Origin of the sequence: Enterocloster citroniae (assembly GCF_040545455.1) — a bacterium.
GTDB classification, from domain to species: Bacteria; Bacillota; Clostridia; order Lachnospirales; family Lachnospiraceae; genus Enterocloster; species Enterocloster citroniae.
The window spans coordinates 78478-102207 of sequence record NZ_JBEPLZ010000002.1 but is presented as its reverse complement, the minus strand read 5'-3'; the positions used below and the strand labels follow the sequence as shown (position 1 = coordinate 102207).

Sequence of the window (23730 nt, the reverse complement as noted above, 5' to 3'; positions counted from 1 at the left end):
CAGGATTCACCATATCAAGGAGGAAAACATGACAAGGAAATTAAAAAAGGGCAGCTATATGGCGCTGTTTACCATTGTGGTCATTGCTGCCATTATCATAGCCAACTTAATCATAGGGAAGATCCCGGCCAAATACAGGAAATGGGATTTAAGCACTAACCAGATCCTTACCCTGGGAGACACCACAAAGGATATCCTGTCTAAGCTTGACAAGGATGTTACCATCCACATCATAGCCAGTCCGGACTCGGTGGATGAAAGGATCAGATCCTTTGTCAGCCTGTACGCTGACCAGTCTCCCCGCATCCGTGTGGTGGAGGACGACCCTGTCCTGCACCCGGATGTGCTGACCACCCTGGATGCCCAGCCGGGCCAGGTGCTGGTGGTCTGCGAAGAGACAGGCAAGAAGACAGCTGTCTCATTTAATGATATCATCCAGATCGATCTCATGGCCTACTATCAGTACCAACAGATCAAGGAAACCGCCTTTGACGGAGAAGGACAGATCACAAGCGCTGTAAGCTATGTGACCAACGACAATGAGACTGCGGTGTACACACTCACCGGACACCAGGAATCCGCTCTGTCAGCCACGGTAAAGGATGCCCTGGAAAAGTCCGGCATGATACTGTCGGATCTGAACCTGATGACGGACAGCACGATCCCGCAGGACTGCGGCCTGCTGATCATCAACAATCCCCAGACGGATATAAGCCAGGATGAAACAACCGCCCTCACAGATTATCTGAAAAACGGCGGTCATCTGCTGCTCCTGTCAGGAGTGACCCAGAATCGCCTTGCCAACCTGTCCGGCTTGTGTTCACAGTATGGAATGGATATAAAGAACGGGTTTGTGGCAGACTCGGCCCCCCGGCATTTTTACAACAACAATCCATTCTATGTAATCCCTGAATATGACTTTTCCAGCGGATTGTTAAGCGGGGTGGACTCCAAACAGGCTGCCCTGGCAATTCAGCCCTCAGGCATGACCATTCAGGAAGACCTGAGGGACGGCCTGACCGTAACCCCCTTCCTGACCACTTCGGATTCCGGCATATTGGTTGACCCTGCCACACAGGAAAAGACAGAGGGCACCTACGTCCTGGCCGCAGCCGCTGTGGAAACCGTCAATGAGGAGGAGAATACGGCGTCTGTGTTCACTGTGATCGCAGCGCCTGAACTGATCTCAGACGACATACTTACCAGTTTTCCAAATATTACCAATCTGACCATATTCATGAACGCGGTTTCCTACAAAATGCCGGGAGTGACCACCCTGTCCATTCCAAGCAAGAGTCTGGATATTACCTATAATATGATAACATCGGGCGGGTTATGGAGCGCATTGTTTATCATTGTGATTCCCGTGGTATTCCTGATCACCGGATTTGTGGTCTGGATGAAACGCCGCAAACTGTAAGGAGGATCAGCATATGAAGAAAAAGACAAACGCCCTTGTGCCGGCTGCCGCCATCCTGGTTCTGCTCTGCGCCGCCTATGGCCTGATCACCTGGCAGCAGAAGAAAAGCGGTGAGAGCAGCCAACGCCGGGAGGAGGAACAGATCTATATGACAGACATCGAAGGGATTTCCTCCCTGTCGTGGGAAAAGGACGGGCAGGGTCTGTCCTTTGAAAAGGAGGGCGACACATGGTACTATCAGACAGACAGGGACTGCCCCATCCGCCAGTATACCCTGTCCACACTGGCGGATACCCTGTCTAAGCTCAGGGCCGAACGGCGCCTGGACACTCCGGACAGCCTGGCTTCCTACGGACTTGATACACCGTCTGTCCGGTTTGAGACCCGGTCAAAAGACGGCACTGCCCGGACCATCCTGGTGGGCAGCCAGGTTGCCGGCACCGGGGATACGGCCTCCGGTTACGCAAGCACGGCCGCGGAATACTACGCCTGCGTGGAAGGCAGCGATCAGGTATATACCATTGGGAACTATCTGACAGATACTGCGGGAAAGGGGCTTTACGACTTTGTGGAAACAGAATCCCTCCCCTATGTGACCGGTGCTGATATCAGGGAGATCACGGTGACAAAGGAAGGGAAGACATCACATTTTCTAAAGAAGACCATTGACGGCGAGGATAATATCGCCTGGTACAAAGATTCCGCGGACCGGGAGGAAAACCGCCTGCCTGACAATGCTGCCCTCAATAATCTGGCCCAGGCCATCGGCGGCCTGTCCATCCAGTCGTGTACCACCTACAAGGCCACGGATGAGGAACTGGGCAGCTTCGGCCTGTCCGCCCCGGTCATGACCCTGTCCTGGACCTATGAAAAGGGCGAAGATTCAGGCACCGTCACCCTTGCCATCGGCAGTCCCGATGATGAGGGAACCGGCTATTACACCAGAAAGGATGACTCCAGGGCCATTAACCTGATCTCCAAAGAAGCAGCGGAAAAATGCCTCAATGCGGTTTTTCCGGAATAAACGTCACCCAAGAGGAACAGGGCGCATCAGCAGTCAGCTGCTTATGCGCCCTCTCTGCGCCCGCCGTCATACCTGTCGTGGAGCACAAAATGATTTTTCTGGAAGTCCAGGATTCCCTCGTTCCGCATCTTGCTCAGTTCACTGGACATGGCGCTGCGGTCCACGCAAAGATACTCCGCCAGTTCCTGCCGGTTATGGGGAATGTCAAAATCCCGTCCGCCTCTTGCAACAGCCTGCTCGGACAGGTAGGACAAAAGCTTTTCCCTGGTAGTTTTCCTGCACACATGTTCCAGCTTATTCTCCAGTTTTACATTGTGCTCCGATACCAGGCGGAGCATATTATGGATAAACCTGGTGTGGAACTCACAGGCCAGGGAGCAGAAGGTGATCATCCTCTGATAATTGAGGAACAGCACCTCACAGGCTCCCTCTGTTATCACACTCACCGGAAGCACCGGGGTCCTGGCACAGGAGTAGGACTCGCCGAACAGTTCCCCCTCTTTGATATGGTAGATCAGCTCCTGGCGTCCCCAGAAGTTCTCCTGCATGACCTGGGCCCTGCCCCTTAACAGGATCATCACTTTATTCACAGATTCACCCATTCGGAAAATATATTCGCTGTCCTCATAAGCGATCTGCTCCGCGGCACAGCACTTTAAAAGCGTGTAAAGCTCGTCATCATTAATCCCATAGAATAGCGGAGATTTTTTCACAAGGTGAAGATATTCCTCCATTCCGCCCCCTCTTTCTGTTGTTTTTACAACTAGCATGATGTAAATATTATATAATCCCTCTTAAAAATCGTCAAGAGGTGTTTTTTTCTAGTACTGACAATGGTCCGGCGAATGATAAAAGGACAAAGCAGCCGCCTGTCCTGAGGACAGCGTTTTTGGAAGCTTTGCCCTTTTCTTCTGTCAATTGCCCTGCCGTCAACCGGCCAGCTGTTGTCTGTAGATTTCGATCACCTGCTTCATGGCTTCCTGTCCCGGGGCTCCGATGGTGACGCGTTTTTCTACACAGGTCTTCATGCTGATGGCCTCGTACACGTCCTCCTCAAATACCGGGCTGATCTGCCTGTATTCCTCCAGGGAAAGGTCGTCCAGCGCAATCCCCTTCCCAATACACAACAACACCAGCTGGCCCACGATCCCATGGGCGTCACGGAAGGGAACCCCCTTATTGACCAGGTAGTCGGCCGCATCCGTGGCATTGGTAAAGCCATTCTTGGCACTGGCCTCCATCACATCCTTGCGAAAGGACATGGAGGAGATCATGCCTGTGAACAGCGCCAGGCAGCCCTTGGCCGTGTCAATGGCATCAAAAGTCAGTTCCTTGTCCTCCTGCATGTCCTTGTTGTAGGCAAGGGGGATCCCCTTCATGGTGGTCAGAAGGGATACCAGGGCACCGTAGACGCGGCCGCTCTTGCCGCGGATCAGCTCTGCAATGTCGGGATTCTTTTTCTGGGGCATGATGGAACTGCCCGTGCTGTAGGAGTCATCGATCTCCACAAAACGGTATTCGTTGGTGTTCCATATAATGATCTCCTCGCAGAACCGGCTCAGGTGCATGGCGATGGTGGACAGGGCGCTTAACAGCTCGATCAGATAGTCCCTGTCAGCCACGGAATCCATGGAATTGAGGGTGGGGCCGTCAAAGCCCAAAAGGGCTGCCGTGTATTCCCGGTCCAAAGGATAGGTGGTGCCTGCCAGCGCTCCGGACCCCAGAGGACAGTAGTTCATCCTCTTACGGATGTCCTGCAGCCTTGAGCGGTCTCTGGAAAACATCTCAAAATATGCTCCCATGTGATGGGCCAGGGTGATGGGCTGGGCCTTTTGCAGATGGGTGAAGCCCGGCATAAAGGTATCTGTATTGGCCTCCATGATAACCAGCAGCTCCATTAACAATTCCTTTACCAGTTTTTCTATCTCATCAATCTCATCCCTGGTGTAGAGTTTCATATCCAGGGCTACCTGGTCATTGCGGCTGCGCCCTGTGTGAAGGCGCTTTCCCGCTTCCCCGATACGCTCTGTCAGAGTCCCCTCCACAAAAGAGTGGATATCCTCATATCCGGAATCGGATGATATGGTCAATGCTCCGCTGTCCAGGTCAGACAGAATGCTTTCCAATCCGCGGATAATATCATCTCTGTCCTCTGTTGACAGGATCCCCTGCTTTTCCAGCATTTTCACATGTGCAATGCTTCCCTCTATGTCCTGATGATAAAATTTCTGGTCAAAGGACAGGGATTCGTTGAAATTGTGCACCAGTTGATCTGTTTCCTTGGTAAAACGTCCTCCCCATAATTTCATGGCTTTTATCTCCTCGCTTTGTTGGATTTCTTATCTTTTTGATTCTTTTTAAAACAGCCTGCCAGTACAATACAGCCCAGGATTGCAGCCGATGCCCCTGTTATCCATGCGCCTGTGCGAAGCCCCTCCGGCTCATAGGTCATAGAAATCTCATGGGTGCCCTGGCTTAGGTCCACGGCCAGGAAGGTGTCAAAGAGTTTTCTGGGCGTTACCGGCACACCGTCCACCAGGATACTCCAGCCCTTATCATATGGGACGCTGGTGTACATCACCCCCGGCTGGCTGGCTGTAACAGTGCCTTTAAGCTTTGTATCAGCCCAGCTTGTAAGGGTGATAGGGTTTGCATTCATGATCTCATAAACAGACTTAAGGGCCTGGGTATCAAAACGCCACACCTCTGCCTGAAGGGTGGGATTCCCGTCATCCCTGGATTCCAGGTTTACTTCCTGTCCCTTTGTAACACAGCCCAGTTCCAGGAAATATCCCCGGTCCACATTGTCAAAGCTTTCTGAATGCTCGCCTATTACAACAGAGACTTCCTTCACCTTTTTGTTGGTCACATATACGTAATAATCCCCGGTCTCCTGGGCTGTGAAGGAAAGCTTCTTTCCCTCTGTCACACTCTCATTGGGAACAAGCACGCGGCCGGTACCCAGCACATCGCACAGATCATTCTGCACCAGCGCCGGATTCCCTGAATCAATGATCCAGTTTTCCTCCACATCCTTTGGCAGCATAAAGGCCACAGGAAGGGTATATCTGTTTTTATAAAGCCACACACCGCCCTTTCGCGCTTCCTGGTCCATGGGGCTGGATGCAGGCTGCTGGTCGGGATACAGGCCGTAAAGTACGGAGAACAGGCTGTCCACCAGGGGTGTGCTTCCCGTGATGCTGTAGGCATTGGTAGAACTCTCGCATCCGAGAAGACGGAAAAAGTCTGAAAGGGATGCATTGGCAGTGGAAGAGAACAGGGATACGGAGGGGAAATTCATCCAGGCTCCGTCATTCTTGGTCTTCCTGTCGGATTTCTCCACCCGGTAAAAGGTATCCGGCTTCAGGTTCCACACCAGTTCCTCCACATCCTTATTATCCTTTACATAAGCGGTCCTGCTGGTGGTGGGGACGCTGGTGACCGCCGTATTCACAGCCGCCTCAACGGCAACCACTGCAAGGGCTGTCAGTATGATGGCGTCCAGGCTCCATCTGCCCTTTTTATACTGGTAGATCAGCCCTGCATAGGCTGCAATAAACAAAACCGCCACATAGAACACGGAAAAGTGGAACTGCTCTGAATTGTCCACCAGCTTTTCAGCCAGCAGCACAAATATGACAGCTCCCCAGAAGGCCAGGCATATGTGCTTCCAGGAGGTTTCCTTCAGGTGGATGTACGCCTGATAACACATGAACAGCATCAGGGCAATGTAGATAAAGGACTGCCTGCAGGGAAGGCTGTTGGGATAGTGGAATCCATGCCATATAAAGTTCAGCACATTGGTGGAAAAGCTGGCGTAAAACAGCAGCAAAAGGCTGCAGTACACTGCCTTTTCCCTGAAAGCGACCTTCCTGCTTCCCAGATAGAGGAGGAAGAACATCAGCACGGCCACGCCGCAATATATATTGGGCCAGTGGTCCAGCCCGATCTCCGTCCCCACGTTCCCGATATGGCGGGCAACCATGTCAAAGATGGAGAAGTAGGAGGAAACCGTCTTGGGGAAATCAAAGTCCCCGGAAGCCGTTGCCTGCAGCGCATAGATCTCCGGCAGCAGCACCACTGCGGCCAGCCCTCCTGCCAGCAGGGAATACACCGCAAAGCGCAGGCAGGTCTTCACAAACGCCCACAGTCCCCCCGGCGGGTTGATGATCATCTGGGCAATGACATAGATGACCATAAAAATACATATCATAATAGATATATAGTAATTGGAAAGAATGGAGAGCCCCAGGGTAATGCAGTATAAAAGGCCGCTCTTTCCCTTTACCAGTGCCTCCAGACCCAGAAGGATCAGCGGAAACAGCAGGATGCAGTCCAGCCACATGATATTCCAGCTGTAGGCAGCCATGTAGCCGCTGAGCGCATAAAAGATGCCAAAAAGCCCCACGCCGAAGTCCCTTGTGCCAAAATGCTTTTTCAGATACCATGCAAAACTCAGTCCCGACAGTCCGATCTTAAGCACGATCATCAGTGTCATGAACTCAATAATAAACTGCTTGGGACAGAGGATCAAAAGCCAGTTGACCGGGCTTGCCAGATAATAGGCATAAAGGGCGGAAAAATTCACTCCCATGCCGATATCCCAGCTGTACAGCAGGCTTCCCCCGTGGGTCAGCTTGTACTGAAACTCGGAAAAAAACGGGGCATACTGGTGATACATATCTGTCCTTAAAAAACTTTCCTCCCCAAAGGGGAAGATGCCTCTCTGGGCAAATATGATGATCATTACAATAACCGGCACAAAAAAGGCCGCCACCAGTCCATCGGAAGGTTTCAGCAGCCGCAGTGTCCTCTTAGGCCTGCCGGATTCCGCCCATTCCCGTTTCCGTTCCCATCGCTGGTTCCTCAAGGTTCTTTCTTCCTGTCCATCTCTTTCTTCTGTCTCTTCTCTTTCATCCCCTTCGTCCCCTTCATCCCACCGGGGATCTGTCTCAAAATCCTCCGGCAGGATTTCCTGGGAAGGGGGCTGTTCATCAAAATACATCTCTTCTTCACCGGAAGCTTCTTTGGGCATGATCTGTACTCCAATCTCATCCTCCTCGGAAAAGGCATACTCTTTCCATGCTTCTTCCTGGGGGCTGTTTCTCTTCTGTTCCTTTGCGGAGTCCTCCTCCGCCTGTTTCTTATGTGTCCTATGTTCCGTTTCCGGCACTTTATCCTGCATGGGCGGTTCCGGCTGCACAAGCTTCAGAACTGCATCCAGTTCCTGTTCAACCCGTTCGATTTCTTCACGTTCCATTACAGTCACCTTTCTCTACTCAGGCTTATTCTTTTTTAAATATCCACAGCTTGCTGAACACATAGTTCAGGACCATGTTGATCACAGAAGATGTGAACTTACAGAACAGTTCATATATAAATCCCCTGTCTCCCCCCAGTCTGACCATGACCACCATAAGGACCCATGTGACCACGCCTGAAAAAGCCCGGGCTGCCACAAATGTCCCCACTTCCCTGGCAAGGTAGGAGGGACGCATGTTATAGTTGCGGAATACGATCAGCTTATTCACCACATAGGCAAACAAAACAGCTGCCAGCCAGGACAATGCCTGGGACACCCCCACTCCTACATCCACGTTTCTTAAAACCGTGTATACGGCAAAGTCCACCGCCGTGGTCAATACACCGCAGATCAGGTAGCTCACAGTCTCGTAATTCACGCATTTTTCCCATATTTTACGCAGCATTTCTTACTCCTGGTTCTTTTTCATTCAAGTACGCCTTCTATTATATGGTAGAGGGGTTGAATTGTAAAGGGGAATAGATGTCATAAAACCTGAAGGAAACGGCGCTTTCCCCTGTATCCTCTATTCATTATATAGGAAGTCTTCGGCGCCGTCCGTATAGTGGAGCCCGCCGTCCTGGGTGATGAACACGCCGTAGATTCCTTCCATGGACTCGATCAGTTCCCTGCCCTTTTCCAGTCCCAAAGCAAAACAGGTGGTGCTCAGTCCGTCCCCGTCTATGGACCTGGGTGAAATAATGGAGACCTGGACCAGGCCGTTCTCATAGGGATAGCCGGTCCGCGGATCCAGGATATGGTGGTAGTTGATCCCATCCTGGATAAAGTGGCGCTCATAGACACCGGAGGATACAACAGACATTCCCGTGATCTTCAGGGCAGCCACGGTCTCCGTGTGGGTGGCATAGGGTTTTTGAAGACCGATCTTAAAGGGCCTTCCCCCTGGAAGCCCTCCCACGCACAGGATGTTTCCGCCCAGGTTGATTACAGCGCTTTTTACACCATTTTCTTCCAAATAAGCCTTCATCTCATCTGCAATATAGCCTTTGGCTATGGCTCCCAGGTCTATGGTGGTGTCATCATTTAAAAAGGTGACCTGATCCCCCTCCAAAAGGATATTCTGGTATCCTACCTTGGGAAGGTCCTTTTGGATCTCCTTTGCAGCAGGGACCCGTGGATCTTTTGCGGTAAAATCCCACAGAGAACTTAAGGGTTCAATGGTAATATCAAACGCACCCCCTGAGATACGGCTGTACTCCAGCCCCTTGGCAAGGACCCTGGCCGTCTTTTCCGAAACCGTAAACACCCGGTCCCCGGGCTGCCTGTGGTTCATCCTGTATATCTCGCTTCCCTCCATGGTCTTGCTTAAAAGCTTTTCATAGTCGGAGCAAAGCTGGATGCAGCCGTCCAACAGCTTTTCATCCTGGGTATCATATAAGGTAACGGTTATGAATGTATTTAACAAAAAAGACGACCGACTGACAGGATCTGCGTTCTTTCTGCTGCATCCTGCCAGCCAAGCCGTACCTATTAATATAAGGGAACACACCCATGCAATTGTTTTTAATCCTGTATTTTTCATGTTTTACATTCTATCACTGTGATGTGTATTAGTCAAGATGAGGGTCGGTCTGCTCTATGAACTCGGCCTGGACAGCGTCCTGGATCCTCTTAAGGAGCTCAGGCGCTTTTCCGCCCACCGGCTTTTTGTCCACCTCGCTGGCAGACAAGCAGAACTTGGTGGAGGAGGTGACCAGGACCTCATCGGCGTGCATCAGTTCTTCAAGGGTATAGGGAGTCTCGCTTACAGGAATCCCTAATTTTTTACAGTTATTGATCAGGTGGGCCCTTGCAATGCCGGGAAGGATCAGGTTATCCGCGGGAGCCGTGTACAGGATTCCTTCCTTTAAAATGTGGCAGTTGCTGTGGGCGCATTCCGTCACACGGTCCCCCCTGTGGAAAATAGCTTCCTTACATCCCGCCTCGCTGGCTTTCTGGGCAGCCATGACGCTGGGGATCAGGTTCAGGGTCTTTATATTACAATGGAAGAAACGGGTATCCTCCACGGTGATCAGCTTGATCTTCTCAGTGAGTTCCGGGGAGGGAAGGGGTTTTAACATGACCCAGAGGTTAGCCGGAGCGTCTGCGGGAAATTCATGGGTGCGCACAGCCGTCCCCCTTGTAACCTGATAATATACAAACAGGTCGCCGGTGTCCATCTCCCTAACCAGATCCTTTAACAGTGTTTTCAGTTCTTCCTTGGTGCAGGGCATCTGTATCCGTAAAAGGCCCGCGCTGTTAAAAAAGCGGTCCACATGCTCGTCAAGGGCAAATATGTTGTAATTGCGGCAGGGGCCTGCGTCATACACCCCGTCTCCGAACCAGCATACCCGGTCGTTCATGGGTATGGTCATCTTATGGATCTCATCATATGTTCCATTGTAATACCCCAGTGTCTTCATTGCATTCTGATCTCCTTTTCCTCATATACGCACGCTCTACAGCTCAGGAATAGCTGAGTACACGTTCTTGATCTCCTTTAATACAAAATGGGTCCTGGTGGCCGAGACACCGGGAAGGCTTTTGATGGTCCTGTGTATGCTCTCCAGCTCATCTGATGAGGCACAGGTGATCTTGATCACAAAATCATAATCCCCTGTGAGATAATAGCAGTCCAGGATGTTGGGATGGCCCATGATCACTTCGGTAAAAGAATCGTGAAACCTTGGATGTTCCAGGCTGATCTCCATCAGAGCCGTCACATCATTGCCAAGGGCTTTGGAATCCACCCTCACCGTATATCCCTTGATGATCCCGGCCTCCTCCATCTTCTTAATGCGGTCCAGCACAGCTGACACGGATAAATGAATGGCCTTGCTGATATCCGATGCTGTCTCCCGTCCATTTTCTTTCAGTATATTCAATATTTTGTAGTCGATCTTATCCATGATGACCCCCTGCTGTTTTCCTTTTCAAATTCGTTGTTCTGATATATACTGATATAATAACACAAAAATTCCAGGAGTTGTATATGAATCTTTCTTATTTAAAATATGCTGTTGAAGTGGAAAAAACAGGGTCCATCACAAAGGCGGCCCAAAACTTCTATATGAACCAGCCTCACCTGAGCAAGATCATACGGGAGCTGGAGAGGGATCTGGGCTGTCCCATCTTTGACCGCACCAGCCGCGGGATGGTTCCCACCAAACGGGGGGAAGAGTTTTTGCGCTACGCCAAAGCCATCCTGGTCCAGGAGGAGCAGATCGAATCCCTGTGCGTCAAGAACAGCGAGCGCACCCTGGAGATCAGTCTGAGTGTGCCCAGGGCCACCTATATTTCCTATGCGTTTACAGACTACTTAAAGGACATGCGTTCATTCCCCTCCGTGAGCCTTGGCTACAAAGAGACCAATTCCCGGGATACCATACGCGGCGTGTCCTCCAAAAGCTTTGACCTGGGGATCATACGGTGTCAGGCCCTCTACGAATCCTATTACATGAAAATGCTCCAGGATGAGAACCTGGACTGGAAGGAGCTGTGGGAGTTTTCCTGCAATGTACTCATGTCCGCCGGCCACCCGCTGGCTGACAGGGAACATCTTACCTATCTGGACTTTGCCGACTGCATGGAGGTGGTCCAGGGTGATATACAAAATCCCTCCTTTACCTTTGAAACACAAGATGCCTCTGCCACAGGCGGAAATTCACGTAAAACCATTTCCATCTATGACAGAGGCAGCCAGTTTGAAATATTGCGGCAGATTCCGGGCACTTACATGTGGACCTCCCCTGTTCCCTACAGCTGTCTGGAGGCCACGGGCCTGATCCAAAAGCCCTGCAGCTATCCGGGCAACGTACACAAGGACCTGCTTATTTACAGGAGCGGATACCGTTTTTCCAGGGATGAGAACGAATTTCTTCACTGCCTGGCACGTATGATCAGCCGCCTGTCCGTACAGTAGCCGGTGGTCACGCCGTGACCATGCTCTTGGCCTGCCGGTTTGTGTGCCTGTGCCGTACAGTACTCAGCCTTTTGTTTTTGCCCCTGACTGCCAATAAGGCGAAACCTGGTCCAGAGGCATTTCCACAAGCCCCAGTCCCTTCACGTAGCCGTAGACCACAAAGCCCCGTTTGCACCAGAAGGTGCATTCCAGGCACGGGCTTTCATCACAATAGGAAAATGCATCCTCGTCCGCCAGGGCAAACACGCAGGGCGGACGCTTTCCGGGCATGATGTATTTCATATAACCTCCGGTAAATGTTCTCAGATAGAGCCACTCCAACTCATAGCCCTTTTCCATGTGAAAGAATACCTGGACCGCATTGTCATTATAGCCGCCCACGATCCGGTAGCTCATGGAGCCGGCGCTGCCCAGGTCCCGGCTGGAGACAGGGACCAATACCTCCATCTCCTCACCGCAGCAGCTGATCCCGGACTCTGTTTCCGCCCAGCCCGTGCGCTGGCAGATGCTGCCGCAGACCTCACAGCGGTAGAATATGACCTTGGGGCACTGGACAGAAGGTTTTCTGGCAGCCCTGCTCCTTCTGGGGCCAAACACCTGCTCCTTCACCGTCTCACCCCCTCTGTTTTAAGTCTTCCAGCAGCAGATATTTCTTTACCTTCCCGCTCCCTGTTCTCGGTATTCTGCCGATCAATTCCAAACGTTCCGGCCAAAAACGCTTGGGGACGTGTTTTTCCTTCATATAGGCCAGCATCTGCCCCAGATCCGGCGGCTCCCCCTCCCCGGGCACCACATAGGCGCAGATCCGCTCCCCCAGCCGCTCATCCGGCATTCCGATCACAGCATGGTCCGCCACGCCGGGACATCCCTCTATGGCGTCATTAATATAATTGGAGTTCAGGTTCTCCCCGCCCCTTACGATCATATCCTTTTTTCTTCCCACAATGCGTATGCAGCCGTCATCATCCATGACGCAGAGATCGCCGCTGTAAAACCATCCGTCATCCTTTAAAACCCGGTCCGTTTCCTCCCGGTCCTTCAGATATCCCACAAACACATTGGGACCTCTGGATATCTCCTCGCCAATGGTCCCCGGCTTTACATCCCTTCCCTGCTCATCCACCACCCGCACCTCGATCCCCTTCAGCGGGCGTCCTGCCGTACTTTTTTTAAGGGCGGGCGCCTCCTGGGGCCTGACAAACACATGGGGCACGCTCTCCGTGGATCCGTACACCTCGCACAGACGTATGTCAAAGGCTGCGGCCCTTTTCACCATATTCTCCGGTACGGGCGCGCCGCCGCAAAGGTAAAACTTCAGGGTTTTGACCCTTCCCCCCTGCTGTTCCAGGCAGTTTAGGATATCGTAGATGAATGGAGTGGATCCCATGGAATAGGTACACCCTTCCCGGTTCATAAGCTCTATGGCCTCAGGACATTTAAACTTTTGCTGAAGCACTACCTTTGCCCCCAAAAGCATGGGGGCGATGATGCCGTGGTGAAAACCGGTGGCATGGTTTAGGGGCGCCGGCATGAACATGATATCCGTTTCATCCAGGCCAAGCTCCCTGTTAAACTGTTCCTCACTGAATATAATATTGCTGTGGGTCAGCATCACGCCCTTATTATTACCCGTGGTACCCGAAGTGCCCAGGATCAGGGCCACGTCCAGGCCGTCCATCCGGCCGTACTCCCGGGGCGGAAGGGGCGGGTACGTTTTTAGGATTTCACCGTACGTGGTAAACCCGCCTTTTACCGGTCCCAGAGAATCCAGGAATACCGCATGTTTTAAAGTCCTTATCTCTTCCCTTACGGACTGAAACCTTGCCTCATAATCCTTGCCGCGAAACCAGGCAGTGCCGAAAAAGATCTTTGTATCGGCTTTGTTCATGGCGTGGATCAGGTCCGGTTCCTCATAGCACATGGCAATGGGGTGCATTACGGCGCCGGCCTTCATGCATCCAAAGGCAATGACAATGAACTCGCTCCACACGGGCACCTGGAAGGATACGCAATCCCCGGTCTCCACTCCCATGTCCCTTAAGTAGGCAGCCACTTTGGAGGACAGGATATCCATCTCCCTGTAGGTACAGCGGTTTCCCCTGTCGTCCACCACATATTCCCTGTCCGGGAACCGCTCCGTGATCTGAACAAAGCGGTCCAACAGGGTTTCATGGCTCCAATATCCCTCTTTCAGGTAATGCTCCATCTGCTTTTGGTCTGTCTTCATTCCATCCATCGCGATCCTCAGGCCTGCTTCCTGGCTTTTAACTCCTTGGTCAGGGCAGGGACTATCTCAAACAGATCTCCTACCAGACAGTAATCCGCCACCTCAAATATGGGGGCTGAGGCATCCTTGTTAATGGCCACTATGGTTCCTGACTCGCTCATGCCTGCCACATGCTGCACTGCCCCGGAGATTCCGCAGGCAATGTACAGCTTGGGAGTCACAGTGGAGCCGGTCTGCCCCACCTGCCTGGACTGGGGCATCCACCCCGAATCCACCGCTGCCCTGGAACAGCCCACCGTGCCGCCTAAAAGGTCGGCCAGTTCCTTAAGGATGGCAAAGTTTTCCGAGTTCTTCATTCCGCGGCCGCCGGAAACGATCACATCCGCCTCCCCCACCGGGATGGTGCCGTCCGTACATGCCTGTATGAACTGGATCACCTGTGTGCGGATATGGTCCGCATGGATCTCCTCGCGGATGATCCTGGCCCGGCTCTCAGCCAGGGGAGCCGGTTTTTTAAATGCCCCGGGCCTTACGGTCCCCATCTGCGGGCGTGTCTCGCTGCAGAGGATCTGGGCGTACAGGTTTCCTCCAAAGGCAGGGCGCTCCCACACCACGTTCCCTGTATCTTCCACGCTGAGGGCCGTACAATCCGCAGTCAGCCCGGTGTGCAGGCTCACCGCCAGCTTGGAGCCCAGATCCCTTCCATTGACCGTTGCTCCCACCAGGATGGTGTTGGGATCATACTTTTTGCACAGCTCCAGGAAGGCATACCCGTATCCGTCCGCGGAATAATGGTCATACTCATCCCCCTGCACCACATAGATCTTATCCGCGCCGTAGATCCCCGCTGCCTGGACCGCGTTCTCCACCTCTTTGCCAATGACCACTGCACACAGCTGCTGTCCCAGGCCTTCCGCCAGCTTCCTGCCCTGGCCCAAAAGCTCCAGTCCCACATTCTTGGGGGTTCCCTCAAAACATTCAATGAACACCCATACATCTTTATATTGTTCAAAACCCATGATTCTTCCCCCTTTCTACAATACCTTTGACTCTTCCAGGCAGTCGAGAAGCGATGCCGCCATGCTCTGGGGACCGCCTGCTATATATACCCCGTCAGCCGTGCGCTTGGGGGTAAAGGTTGCCTTAACCTTGGTGGGCGAACCCTTTAATCCTATTTTGGCAGTATCTATAATATCCTTCATATCCTCCAGGGTCAGCTCCGGTATCTCAGCCTTTAGGGATTCCAGCTTTCCTCTGATGGTGGCGTAACGCGGCTTATTCGTTTCCTTGGTGGCGGTGCACAGCACGGGAAGCTTTGCCTCGATCACCTCCACGCCCTCTTCCACCTGGCGTTTTGCGATCACCTTGTCCCCCTGGATCTCCATGGAGACAATATAGGTAAGACGGATCATCCCCAGATGCTCCGCAATGCTGGGAGCTGTCTGGCCCGTATCCCCGTCAATGGCCTGCTTTCCTCCCAGTACCACATCAAAGGGTCCCAGATGCCGGATGGCGCTGGACAATATATAGCTGGTGGCATAGGTATCGGAGCCCCCAAAGGCCCTGTCCGTGATAAGATACGCCCTGTCAGCGCCCATGGAAAGGGCTTCCCTCAGTACGGCTTTGGCCTGAGGCGGCCCCATGGAAAGTACGGTCACTTCTCCGCCGTATGTATCCTTTAGCTGAAGCGCCGTCTCCACCGCATTTCTGTCAAAGGGATTTAAAATGCTGGGAACGCCGGTACGTATCAATGTATTTTTTACCGGATCGATCTTAATCTCTGTTGTATCCGGAACCTGTTTTACACATACAACAATCTTCATCGTGAACCCCCTTCTTATTTGTATTCCTTGTTCAGGACATTTGCTATGGTCATGCGCTGGATCTGGTTGGTTCCCTCGAAAATCTGGAATACCTTTACGTCCCGCATCAGCTTCTCAACCGGATACTCTCTGCTGTAGCCGTATCCTCCAAATACCTGGACCGCATTGGAGGTGACCTCCTGGGCGCAGTCCGTCACAAAGGTCTTGGTGATGGAGCCTTCCTTCTGCACCAGATTTCCCGCATCCATCAGCTTCATGGTATTGTTCACAAGGCATCTGGACGCCTCCACCTTAATGGCCATGTCGGCCAGAAGTGCCTGGACCATCTGGAATTTGATAATGGGAGTGTTAAACTGTTTGCGCTCCTTTGCGTACTTTACGGCTTCATCCAGCGCCCTCTGCATAATGCCCACGGCCAGCGTTGCCACAAAGGCCCGGGAAAGGTTAAGTGCATTTAGGGCCAGCTTAAAGCCTGAGCCCTCCGGCCCCAGCATACGGCTCTTTGGCACTCTCACATTCTCAAAGATCAGATCCGTTGTGTTGGACAGCCTGAGCCCCATCTTGTCTTCATGGGCGCCCACGGAAACTCCCGGCGTATCCCTGTCAATGATAAAGGCGGAAATCCCCTTGTGTCCGGCTTCCGGATCGGTCTTAAAAAAGCCCACGTAAATATCGGACAGGGCTCCGTTGGTTATAAAGGTTTTGGTGGCGTTAAGCACGTACTCGTCACCGTCCGCCACAGCCGTTCCCCTGATGCCCGCAGGATCGGAACCTGCATTGGGTTCGGTCAGGGCAAAGCCCGCAAAGCTCCCCCTGTTTATAATATCCGCAAAGTACTGGGCCTGCTCCGGTGTTCCGGCCAGGATCACGTTGCGCAGGGCCACAAACGTGGTGACAAATGTGATCGCGTAACCGGCATCCACCTTTGCCAGCTCCTCAAAAATCATGGCCGTGGTCTCATAGCTCAGACCCGTTCCGCCGTACTGGGCCGGAATCTCCAGCATGTGGAGGCCCATCTTAAATCCCCAGTCAAACAATTCCCTGGGGCACTCGCCCTTCTCGTCCGCTTCCTGAACAAAAGGCTTGATCTCATGCTCTGCCATATCCCGTACCAGGGCGATCAGTTCTTTTTGTTCCTCGGTATACAGTAATGCCATTTTCTTTCCCCTTCCTTCTCGTTATAATGAGACATCTTCCCTATTCCGTTTCCCACACTGTTGGAATAAGAGGACAGGGCAGCCAGATCCGGCTGTTCATCCTGGCTGGCTGCCCTGCTCCCACGGGATCTTTTGGGCCACATCCCAGGGCCGTCCGGTTAGATCACATACTTGACCTGACCGCCGAACTTAACTGCACTCTTTGAAATGGTGATGCGCTGCACGGTGGGAGCGCCCTCTTCCAGCCACATGGCGCGGCAGTCCCGGTACATGCGCTCAACAGGCCCGTAAGGATTGTCCTCAAAGTATCCCACGCCGCCAAAGATCTCCAGCATCTCGTCACTTACCAGCCTTACGGTATCAATGCTGAACAGCTTACACATGGCAGCCTTTTCCTCAATGTACGGTCCCTCTGCCTCCACCTCGTAATCCCTGGCAAAATCATATACCATACAGCGCAGGGCATGGATATTCATCTGCATGTTGGCGATCTTCATCCTGATCGCCTGACGTGTGATGATGGGTTTTCCAAAGGTTACACGGTCAGCCGCGTACTTTAAGGACATTTCCAGCATCCTCTGGGCCATTCCCAGGTTGCTGGCCGCTATATGGGCCCTGGAAACAGACAGGGAGTGAAGGGCGATCTCAAGTCCCTGTCCTTCCTTTCCCAACAGGTATTTCTTGTCAATGCGGCAGTCCGTAAACTTAAGATCCCCGTGTCCGGCTCCCCGGCATCCCATCATATGAGGCATATTAATGACCTCAAATCCGGGAGCATCCATGGGAACAAAGAAAGCGGATAAACGGTCGGCCTTGTCGGACTCCGGATTGGTCACTGCGATCACATAAGCAAACTCACAGCAGTCCGTGTGGGAGATCAGTGTCTTTTCCCCGTTCAGTATGTAACTGTCTCCGTCTCTTACCGCTGTGGTGTGCAGGTCGGCGCCGGTGCCGCCGGCTGCCTCGGTCAGGGCAAAACAGGTAAAGACCGACTTATCCTGGAATTTAGGCATATACTCCGCTTTCAGCTCTTCATTTCCATAATCATCCAGGATTCTCCAGTTCAGATCCATTGCATAGTGGAGATGCATCCTCATTCCGCCCGGGCCCCTGGAAAACTCCTCCTGGACCTGAAGGATCTCAAGTTCCGACAGCCCGTATCCGCCGTATTCCTCGGGCAGTGCACACCGGTATAGATCATTCTCAATGGCCAGGTCATAAAACTCCTGGGGAAACTTGTTGGTCACTTCCACTTCCTTCTGGATCTCTTCCAGCGGGCCTTCGGCAAGCGCCCGGATCTGCATCAGATAGTCCTGGAACTGCTGGGGTGATAATTTACTCATAGGGTGATTCCTCCTTGCTGTATTGTTTTATCAATTTTTTAACAATCTCTTGATGTTTCCATTATAATATAATCTGATCCACATATCCAATCGTCCTTTTCCTCACTTTTGTGCACAATCTATAGATTATGTCTATCATATCTTTTTTCTATTGTGCACTTCACCTTTATGTGTTATATTGTCTCCATCACAATGGGTAATATGATACATTTATCCCAATCCAAATCATAACAATTCAAAGGCAGGAGGTAATGATTCACATGAGACAGGAAATACTGGAGGGCATCAGGCGTCATGTCCAATCCCTGGAAGGGCTGGAGCATGTCCAGATCCTGGAAATCGCGCCGGGCCATGCCAAAATCGCTTGGGACGTTCATCCGTCCGCCCTGAATCTTTACGGCAATCTTCACGGCGGTTTGATCTTCGCCCTCTGTGACATGGCCGCAGGAATGGCCACCTATGCCTACGAGGTGTCCAACGTGACCCAGCAGGGCTGTATCCACTTTATCAAAAGCGTGAACTCCGGAAAACTGTATGTGCAGGCGGACGCGGTGCACAAGGGGAGCCGGACCGTCATCCACCACGTTGGGGTCACCACCCCGGAGGGAAAAGTGGTGGCGGACGCCACCTTTACCATGTTCCTCTTTGACCCGGTGTAGGTCCTGTCCCGGGACAGCTTACGCCAGGGTGGATACCCCGCCAAATTCCGGGCCTCTGTCCAGTACATGCTGGATATAATTCTTCACGGCCGGGGTCAGGTAATTGTTCTTGTGGTACACCATATAGACCAGTCTGGCTTCTGCCTCCAGCTTCACATCCAGGTGGACCAGGTTGTCAAACTGTTTTAAAAGCGGGGTGTCGGCCACAATGGCAACCACCTGGTTAATGGCGGCATATCCCCCAATGGTGGTTTCATCATAGCCATAGTGGGTGGCTTTCAGGTTATGCTTTCTCAGTTCCTTTTTTATGATCCTTCCCACAGGGCTGTTCTCCGGATAGGTGAGGATCTCATAGGGCTCCAGATCCTCCAGCTTCATGGGCTTGCCCTCAAAGGCAGCCAGAGGATGGGTACTATTGACAATGGCCGTGTACTCCTGGGACAGAATGGGGGTAAAGCACAGGTCCGTCTCCCCCTCCGACATGGAGCAGAATCCAACATCATACGCGTCCGAGCGGACCCCCTCCACAATGGCCGGGGTCATGCCGTTAAACACATTAAATTTGACCGTGGGATTGCACTCCTGCATGTAGCTGTTAATGGACCTGGGCAGAAAATCCCCGCAAAGGGTGGGGATGCAGGCCACATCGATCATACCTCCTATGGTTCCGGAATTTTCCTTTGCATTGTCGATCCCAACTTCCAGTTCAACCAGGGCCTTACACACATGGACGTAGAAGTCCCGCCCATACTTGGTCAGCTTCACTCCCCTCCCTTCCCGCTGAAACAGGTCAATGCCCAGATCCCGCTCCAGGGACAGGATGGAGGCGCTGAGGCTGGGCTGGGTGATGTAAAGCTCCTGGGCCGCCTTGGTATAGTGCTGTACTTCAGCCAGCTTGCGGAAATAATAAAGCTGTGAAAGGTTCATTACAAAATACCTCCTTTTTAAAGCGCCTTGAGGGCTTTTGCCTTGCCCATGTTCCGGCAGGGCAAAAACCCCTTTTTTCAGTTTCCTGCTTCAGAAAATCCCGGTCCGTAGCTGGGGGCTGTGACGCTTTCCGGCAGCGGCGGGCCGTCATAGCATTTGACAGCGCCGGCCTGCTCCAGGCATGTGATCTCCTCCCGGCTGTAACCGTATTCCTCCATCACCCTCCTGGTATCCGCCCCAATGGGTCTGGATCTTACAAGGACAGGATCCCCCACGCTTTTCAGGCGGATGGGGCTGGTGGGCACGCTGACTTCCCCCAGGGAATCATAAGGGATCTTTCTCAGGATGTCGTTGTCATAGGCCTCCTGGTCATTTAAAATGTCGTCCATGGTAAAACATTTCTGGAATGGGATGTCGTTTTCCTTAAACGCCTTTTCCCAATAGGCAAAATCCTGTTTTTCAAAGGCCTCTTCCATCCACCGGATCATCTGCACATTGTTCCCAGTCTCGTTGAGCACCTCCAGGGTGTCGTATTCCTTGTTTCCAATAAGATGATCCAGCCCCATGACCCTCATGACCAGCTCAAAATATTTGTTGTAATGGCCAAAGCACATTAAAAACCAAATGCCGTCCCTGGATCGGTAACAGTTGTTGGTGGGACAGGGCACTTCTTTCCTTGAACGCGGATACTCTCCCCCCTGCTGCGAAACCGCCACGGCGCTGGACATGCCCCATACGGCGCAGTGGTACAGATTTACCACCACCTTATCTCCCACACCGCTTCTCAGCCTGCGCACCAGGGCTGCCAAGATCCCGGCCGTAAGGGCCACGGATGCGTTCCAGTCCCCAAAGGCCACAGGTACGTTGGCAGGCTCAAAGTGTTCCCCCTTTTGCGGAAAGGCCATGACCAGGCCGCCTCTGGAGGAATAGGAAGTGGCATCAAAGCCCTTGGAATCCTTCTCAGGCCCTCTCTCCCCATATCCCCGCATCTGTCCAAAGACAATGTGGGGGAACTTTTCACTCAGTGTCTCATAATCCAGCCCCAGCTTTTTAAGGGCCTTATCCCGGAAGCTGGTGACAACAATATCTGAATCCCCGATCAGCCGGTACACAAACTCCAGCCCCTGGGCGGTTTTTAAGTTTACGCTGAGCCATTGTTTATTCATGGAGCTTAGGTCATATGCCTGGTCGTCAAATTCCGTTTTGGATTTCATCCCCCAGCTGGCTCCCTGGGTGCGCTGCTCATCTCCTGTAAAGGGCTCGATCTTATATACCGTGGCCCCCATCTCTCCCAAAATACGCGGACAGGCAGGCGCCGCCACATAGGCGGTCAGGTCCACTACCTTGATTCCCTCTAATCCATTCATTGCAACACCTCATCCTCTTCTCTCTGTTTCTGCAGGTTAAACTGGTAATCCTTCCTGATCTTTTCCGGACCGCACAGGAGAAAATACAAAAGGATCCCGATCCCGATTCCCCATGCGCCTCCTTTTGCCACCATGACGCCCGACATCATACCGGCAATTCCCAAGTCTGTCTTATCCCCTGAAAGGGATACGGCGATCTGGGTGCACACATAGCCCTGGATCATTACCAGCACTGCCAGAACCGCACCGGACCCGGCCAGGGCCACCAGGTAAAGGGGATAACAGAACAGGCCCAGCACTGCCAGGATCATATTGGTTCCGTATCCGTCCCAGATGCTGTCCATGCCCTCCCGCCCTGAATTCTTATAGCGCTGGAAGGTGGAAACCGCATAGGGGGCGCTCATGGGACCGCCCAGAGGAGGGAACGGGGTAAGAAGCCCCAGAAACAGGTTTCTCAGTCCGCACACCACATTGGTCCTGTTTGTGTTGTAATCCACCAGCTCATCCTCGCGGGCGGCATCCATCCCCAGCTGCTTGACCGTAATAAAATCACCAAAGGCAATAATATAGGCCACAAAAGCAATGGGAAGCGCCTGAAGCCAGATCCTTAGGGGCGCAAAGCCGATAAAAAAGGGCGACATGGATCTGACTGCTCCTGCAAAATCAGGAACTGCCAGGACCTGGGAAAAACTGACGGAAGAATAATCGATCTCCCCGGTGACGGCTCCCACCAGAAGACAGACAAACACTCCGCAGGCAAATGCAAACCGGCCCATGATCTTAAACAGATGGATCCGGTCTGAATGTTTTTTAAAATAGGTGCTGAACATGAAGTAAAACACCACCATGGAACCGGCAAAAATGGTAATAGGGTAAGTGTACAACCCTGCCCCTGCCTTAAACTGGCTAAAGGCCGCCGTGACAGCCGTCCCCATGACAATCCCTGATTTGATGGAGGGCGGCACCATACCGGTGATCTTCCTGGCGCCTCCGGTCACACCCAGCACAATAAAGATAACAGCCAATTCCAGCTGCAGGGCGCACATGGCCTGCATCCTTGGGATCCCTTCCCCATACCCGTTGAGATATACAATGACCAGGGCCAGGGCCGGAGTGATCCAGCCTCCCACCGTGGCGTCCCCCAACAGCCAGTGAAGACAGTAAGCCAGGCAGCTGAACACGATCACGGCCCACGCCTGACGGTCTTCAATCCCCAGTATCCCCACCAGGGTGGCAATGGCCGCCAGGGAGGTGACGCTGTTGCAAAGGCCGGTGATTGCCTCCGGCCCGGTAAAACGAAAATGGATCAAGGGCAGCCTGATCTTAAACATGCCGCATCCTATGTAAGGCTGCTCTTTTCCATATTCTCTTTTTAACACTGACATATGTAACCCTCCAGTCTGGTATCTGGCCGGGACGCCCCCCTCAGGGAGGCGTGGACAGGCAATGTGCCTCCCGGCCTTTTACAAGCAGTCTTTCCCAATACCCCTGATCCTTATGGAACCAAAATGATCCTCAGGCCTTCCCTGTTGTCCAGCATCTTCATTGCTTTCTCAAATTCCGAGAATGGGAGGGTATGGCTTCCGATCTCCTTGATATCCAGTCCGTTGGCCATCATATCCAGTCCCTGGAACCATGTCTTTCTCTCATATGCCCTGTTGCCGATGATACTTAACTGGCGCATGGAGATGGTGGTCATATCCAGTGTGGATTTTTCCTTTGGAAGGCCGGAAATGCCGATCTTTCCGTTCTTAGCCAGCATCTGTACGCCCTGCTCCACGGCACGGGCGTTACCTGCCGCATCAAAAGCCACCTGTACGCCCCGTCCGCCGGTCAGTTCCTTTACACGTTCCACCGGATCGCACTCATCACAGTTAATGGGAATCCCGCCCATTTTCTCTGCAAGGGCCAGGCGCTTTTTATCAATGCCGAGTCCGGTGATCATCACCTTTTCGACCCCTATGTATTTAAGCACTTTGAGCATCAGAAGGCCGATGGCCCCGCATCCCAGCACAACTGCGCAGTCGCCCATCTGGGGATTGACGCGGTCCACTGCATTGATAGCCACGCCCAATGCTTCCAAAAGAGCGCCCTCCTCAAAGGATACATTGTCGGGAAGGGGGATCAGGTTGGTGCCGCGGATCGCCACATACTCTGCAAACGCCCCCGGAAGGTCTGTTCCATAGAACGGACGGTTATCACAGATATTGATCTGTCCCTTTGCGCAGTAAGAGCACACGTTACAGAACAGGACCGGATTCACCACCACCCTGTCGCCGATCTTAAAGTTCTTTGGGGCTGCAGGCCCGATCTCAGCCACAACGCCTGAAAACTCATGTCCGAATATGCCTGGGAACTGAATGTTATAGTTCTTGGCAATGGCTTCGTTCCATCCGTAAAGGGAGTGGTCCGTGCCGCAGATACCGCAGGCTTTTACCTGCACCAGGATCTCGTCTTCCTTGATCTCCGGCTTTGGAAAATCCGTTACATACTCCATACATCCTGGTTTTGGGGCTGTTTTGATAATTGCTGCCATTGTTTCGCTCATATTATTATCTC

22 protein-coding genes are annotated in these 23730 nt (G+C 52.6%); 4 read left to right on the top strand and 18 right to left on the bottom strand.

Going from position 1 to position 23730, the window contains the following annotated elements; all coding sequences use genetic code 11:
• The first annotated feature begins 28 nt into the window (after positions 1-28).
• Positions 29-1420: a GldG family protein gene (locus tag ABID13_RS02505; protein WP_007860781.1), complete on the top strand. Its 1392-nt coding sequence runs from the start codon at positions 29-31 to the stop codon at positions 1418-1420.
• A 13-nt stretch (positions 1421-1433) separates the two neighbouring features.
• Positions 1434-2444 (top strand): DUF4340 domain-containing protein, encoded by a 1011-nt coding sequence (locus ABID13_RS02500; protein ID WP_007860782.1) that lies wholly within the window; start codon positions 1434-1436, stop codon positions 2442-2444.
• 41 nt (positions 2445-2485) lie between these two features.
• Here ABID13_RS02500 and ABID13_RS02495 read toward each other — a convergent pair whose 3' ends face one another.
• The 7 genes from ABID13_RS02495 to ABID13_RS02465 form a co-directional block, all read right to left on the bottom strand.
• Positions 2486-3178, bottom strand: a complete 693-nt coding sequence (locus ABID13_RS02495) for a Crp/Fnr family transcriptional regulator (protein WP_007860784.1) — start codon at positions 3176-3178, stop codon at positions 2486-2488.
• A gap of 195 nt (positions 3179-3373) precedes the next feature.
• Positions 3374-4753, bottom strand: a complete 1380-nt coding sequence (argH, locus tag ABID13_RS02490) for an argininosuccinate lyase (RefSeq protein WP_007860785.1) — start codon at positions 4751-4753, stop codon at positions 3374-3376.
• A 5-nt stretch (positions 4754-4758) separates the two neighbouring features.
• Positions 4759-7704: a YfhO family protein gene (locus tag ABID13_RS02485; protein ID WP_048929858.1), complete on the bottom strand. Its 2946-nt coding sequence runs from the start codon at positions 7702-7704 to the stop codon at positions 4759-4761.
• A 25-nt stretch (positions 7705-7729) separates the two neighbouring features.
• On the bottom strand, positions 7730-8152 hold the full coding sequence (locus ABID13_RS02480) for a GtrA family protein (protein WP_007860791.1): 423 nt from the start codon (positions 8150-8152) through the stop codon (positions 7730-7732).
• Positions 8153-8272: 120 nt separating this feature from the next.
• A complete protein-coding gene (locus tag ABID13_RS02475) occupies positions 8273-9238 on the bottom strand; it encodes an FAD:protein FMN transferase (RefSeq protein ID WP_040415728.1) in 966 nt (321 codons plus the stop codon).
• Positions 9239-9317: 79 nt separating this feature from the next.
• Entirely contained in the window at positions 9318-10169 is an 852-nt protein-coding gene (locus ABID13_RS02470) for an aminotransferase class IV (protein ID WP_048929859.1), read from the bottom strand.
• A gap of 36 nt (positions 10170-10205) precedes the next feature.
• Positions 10206-10655, bottom strand: coding sequence for an Lrp/AsnC family transcriptional regulator (locus ABID13_RS02465; RefSeq protein ID WP_007860794.1), 450 nt, complete (start codon positions 10653-10655; stop codon positions 10206-10208).
• Positions 10656-10738: 83 nt separating this feature from the next.
• Here ABID13_RS02465 and ABID13_RS02460 point away from each other — a divergent pair, with 83 nt between their 5' ends.
• The gene (locus tag ABID13_RS02460) at positions 10739-11668 is read left to right on the top strand and encodes a LysR family transcriptional regulator (RefSeq protein ID WP_007860795.1); all 930 of its coding nucleotides are present in this window, start codon (positions 10739-10741) and stop codon (positions 11666-11668) included.
• Between the two features lie 63 nt (positions 11669-11731).
• On the opposite strand, the gene ABID13_RS02455 is transcribed toward ABID13_RS02460, so the two are convergent.
• From ABID13_RS02455 to ABID13_RS02425, 7 genes are read right to left on the bottom strand one after another with little or no spacing between them, the layout of a single operon-like run.
• Positions 11732-12277 carry a hypothetical protein gene (locus ABID13_RS02455; RefSeq protein WP_007860796.1) on the bottom strand — a complete coding sequence of 182 codons (546 nt, stop codon included), beginning with the start codon at positions 12275-12277 and terminating at the stop codon, positions 11732-11734.
• Between the two features lie 4 nt (positions 12278-12281).
• Positions 12282-13904, bottom strand: a complete 1623-nt coding sequence (locus tag ABID13_RS02450) for an AMP-binding protein (RefSeq protein ID WP_048929860.1) — start codon at positions 13902-13904, stop codon at positions 12282-12284.
• 8 nt (positions 13905-13912) lie between these two features.
• Entirely contained in the window at positions 13913-14914 is a 1002-nt protein-coding gene (locus ABID13_RS02445; protein WP_007860805.1) for an electron transfer flavoprotein subunit alpha/FixB family protein, read from the bottom strand.
• A 15-nt stretch (positions 14915-14929) separates the two neighbouring features.
• The gene (locus tag ABID13_RS02440) at positions 14930-15718 is read right to left on the bottom strand and encodes an electron transfer flavoprotein subunit beta/FixA family protein (RefSeq protein WP_007860807.1); all 789 of its coding nucleotides are present in this window, start codon (positions 15716-15718) and stop codon (positions 14930-14932) included.
• Positions 15719-15732: 14 nt separating this feature from the next.
• Positions 15733-16875: an acyl-CoA dehydrogenase family protein gene (locus tag ABID13_RS02435; RefSeq protein ID WP_007860809.1), complete on the bottom strand. Its 1143-nt coding sequence runs from the start codon at positions 16873-16875 to the stop codon at positions 15733-15735.
• Entirely contained in the window at positions 16839-17018 is a 180-nt protein-coding gene (locus ABID13_RS02430; protein ID WP_040415186.1) for a hypothetical protein, read from the bottom strand. Before ABID13_RS02430 ends, ABID13_RS02435 begins: the two co-directional genes overlap by 37 nt.
• A gap of 15 nt (positions 17019-17033) precedes the next feature.
• Complete coding sequence (locus tag ABID13_RS02425; protein WP_007860810.1) at positions 17034-18218, bottom strand: acyl-CoA dehydrogenase family protein; 1185 nt, start codon at positions 18216-18218, stop codon at positions 17034-17036.
• Between the two features lie 260 nt (positions 18219-18478).
• Between ABID13_RS02425 and ABID13_RS02420 the strand changes: the two genes are divergently transcribed.
• Complete coding sequence (locus ABID13_RS02420; protein ID WP_007860813.1) at positions 18479-18877, top strand: PaaI family thioesterase; 399 nt, start codon at positions 18479-18481, stop codon at positions 18875-18877.
• An 18-nt stretch (positions 18878-18895) separates the two neighbouring features.
• Here ABID13_RS02420 and ABID13_RS02415 read toward each other — a convergent pair whose 3' ends face one another.
• The 4 genes from ABID13_RS02415 to ABID13_RS02400 all read right to left on the bottom strand — a co-directional run bounded on the left by ABID13_RS02415 (position 18896) and on the right by ABID13_RS02400 (position 23719).
• Positions 18896-19804, bottom strand: coding sequence for a LysR family transcriptional regulator (locus ABID13_RS02415; protein WP_007860814.1), 909 nt, complete (start codon positions 19802-19804; stop codon positions 18896-18898).
• A 77-nt stretch (positions 19805-19881) separates the two neighbouring features.
• On the bottom strand, positions 19882-21171 hold the full coding sequence (locus tag ABID13_RS02410) for a CaiB/BaiF CoA transferase family protein (protein ID WP_007860816.1): 1290 nt from the start codon (positions 21169-21171) through the stop codon (positions 19882-19884).
• On the bottom strand, positions 21168-22556 hold the full coding sequence (locus ABID13_RS02405) for a hypothetical protein (protein WP_007860818.1): 1389 nt from the start codon (positions 22554-22556) through the stop codon (positions 21168-21170). Before ABID13_RS02405 ends, ABID13_RS02410 begins: the two co-directional genes overlap by 4 nt.
• A gap of 110 nt (positions 22557-22666) precedes the next feature.
• Complete coding sequence (locus ABID13_RS02400) at positions 22667-23719, bottom strand: zinc-dependent alcohol dehydrogenase (protein WP_007860819.1); 1053 nt, start codon at positions 23717-23719, stop codon at positions 22667-22669.
• Positions 23720-23730 lie beyond the last annotated feature (11 nt).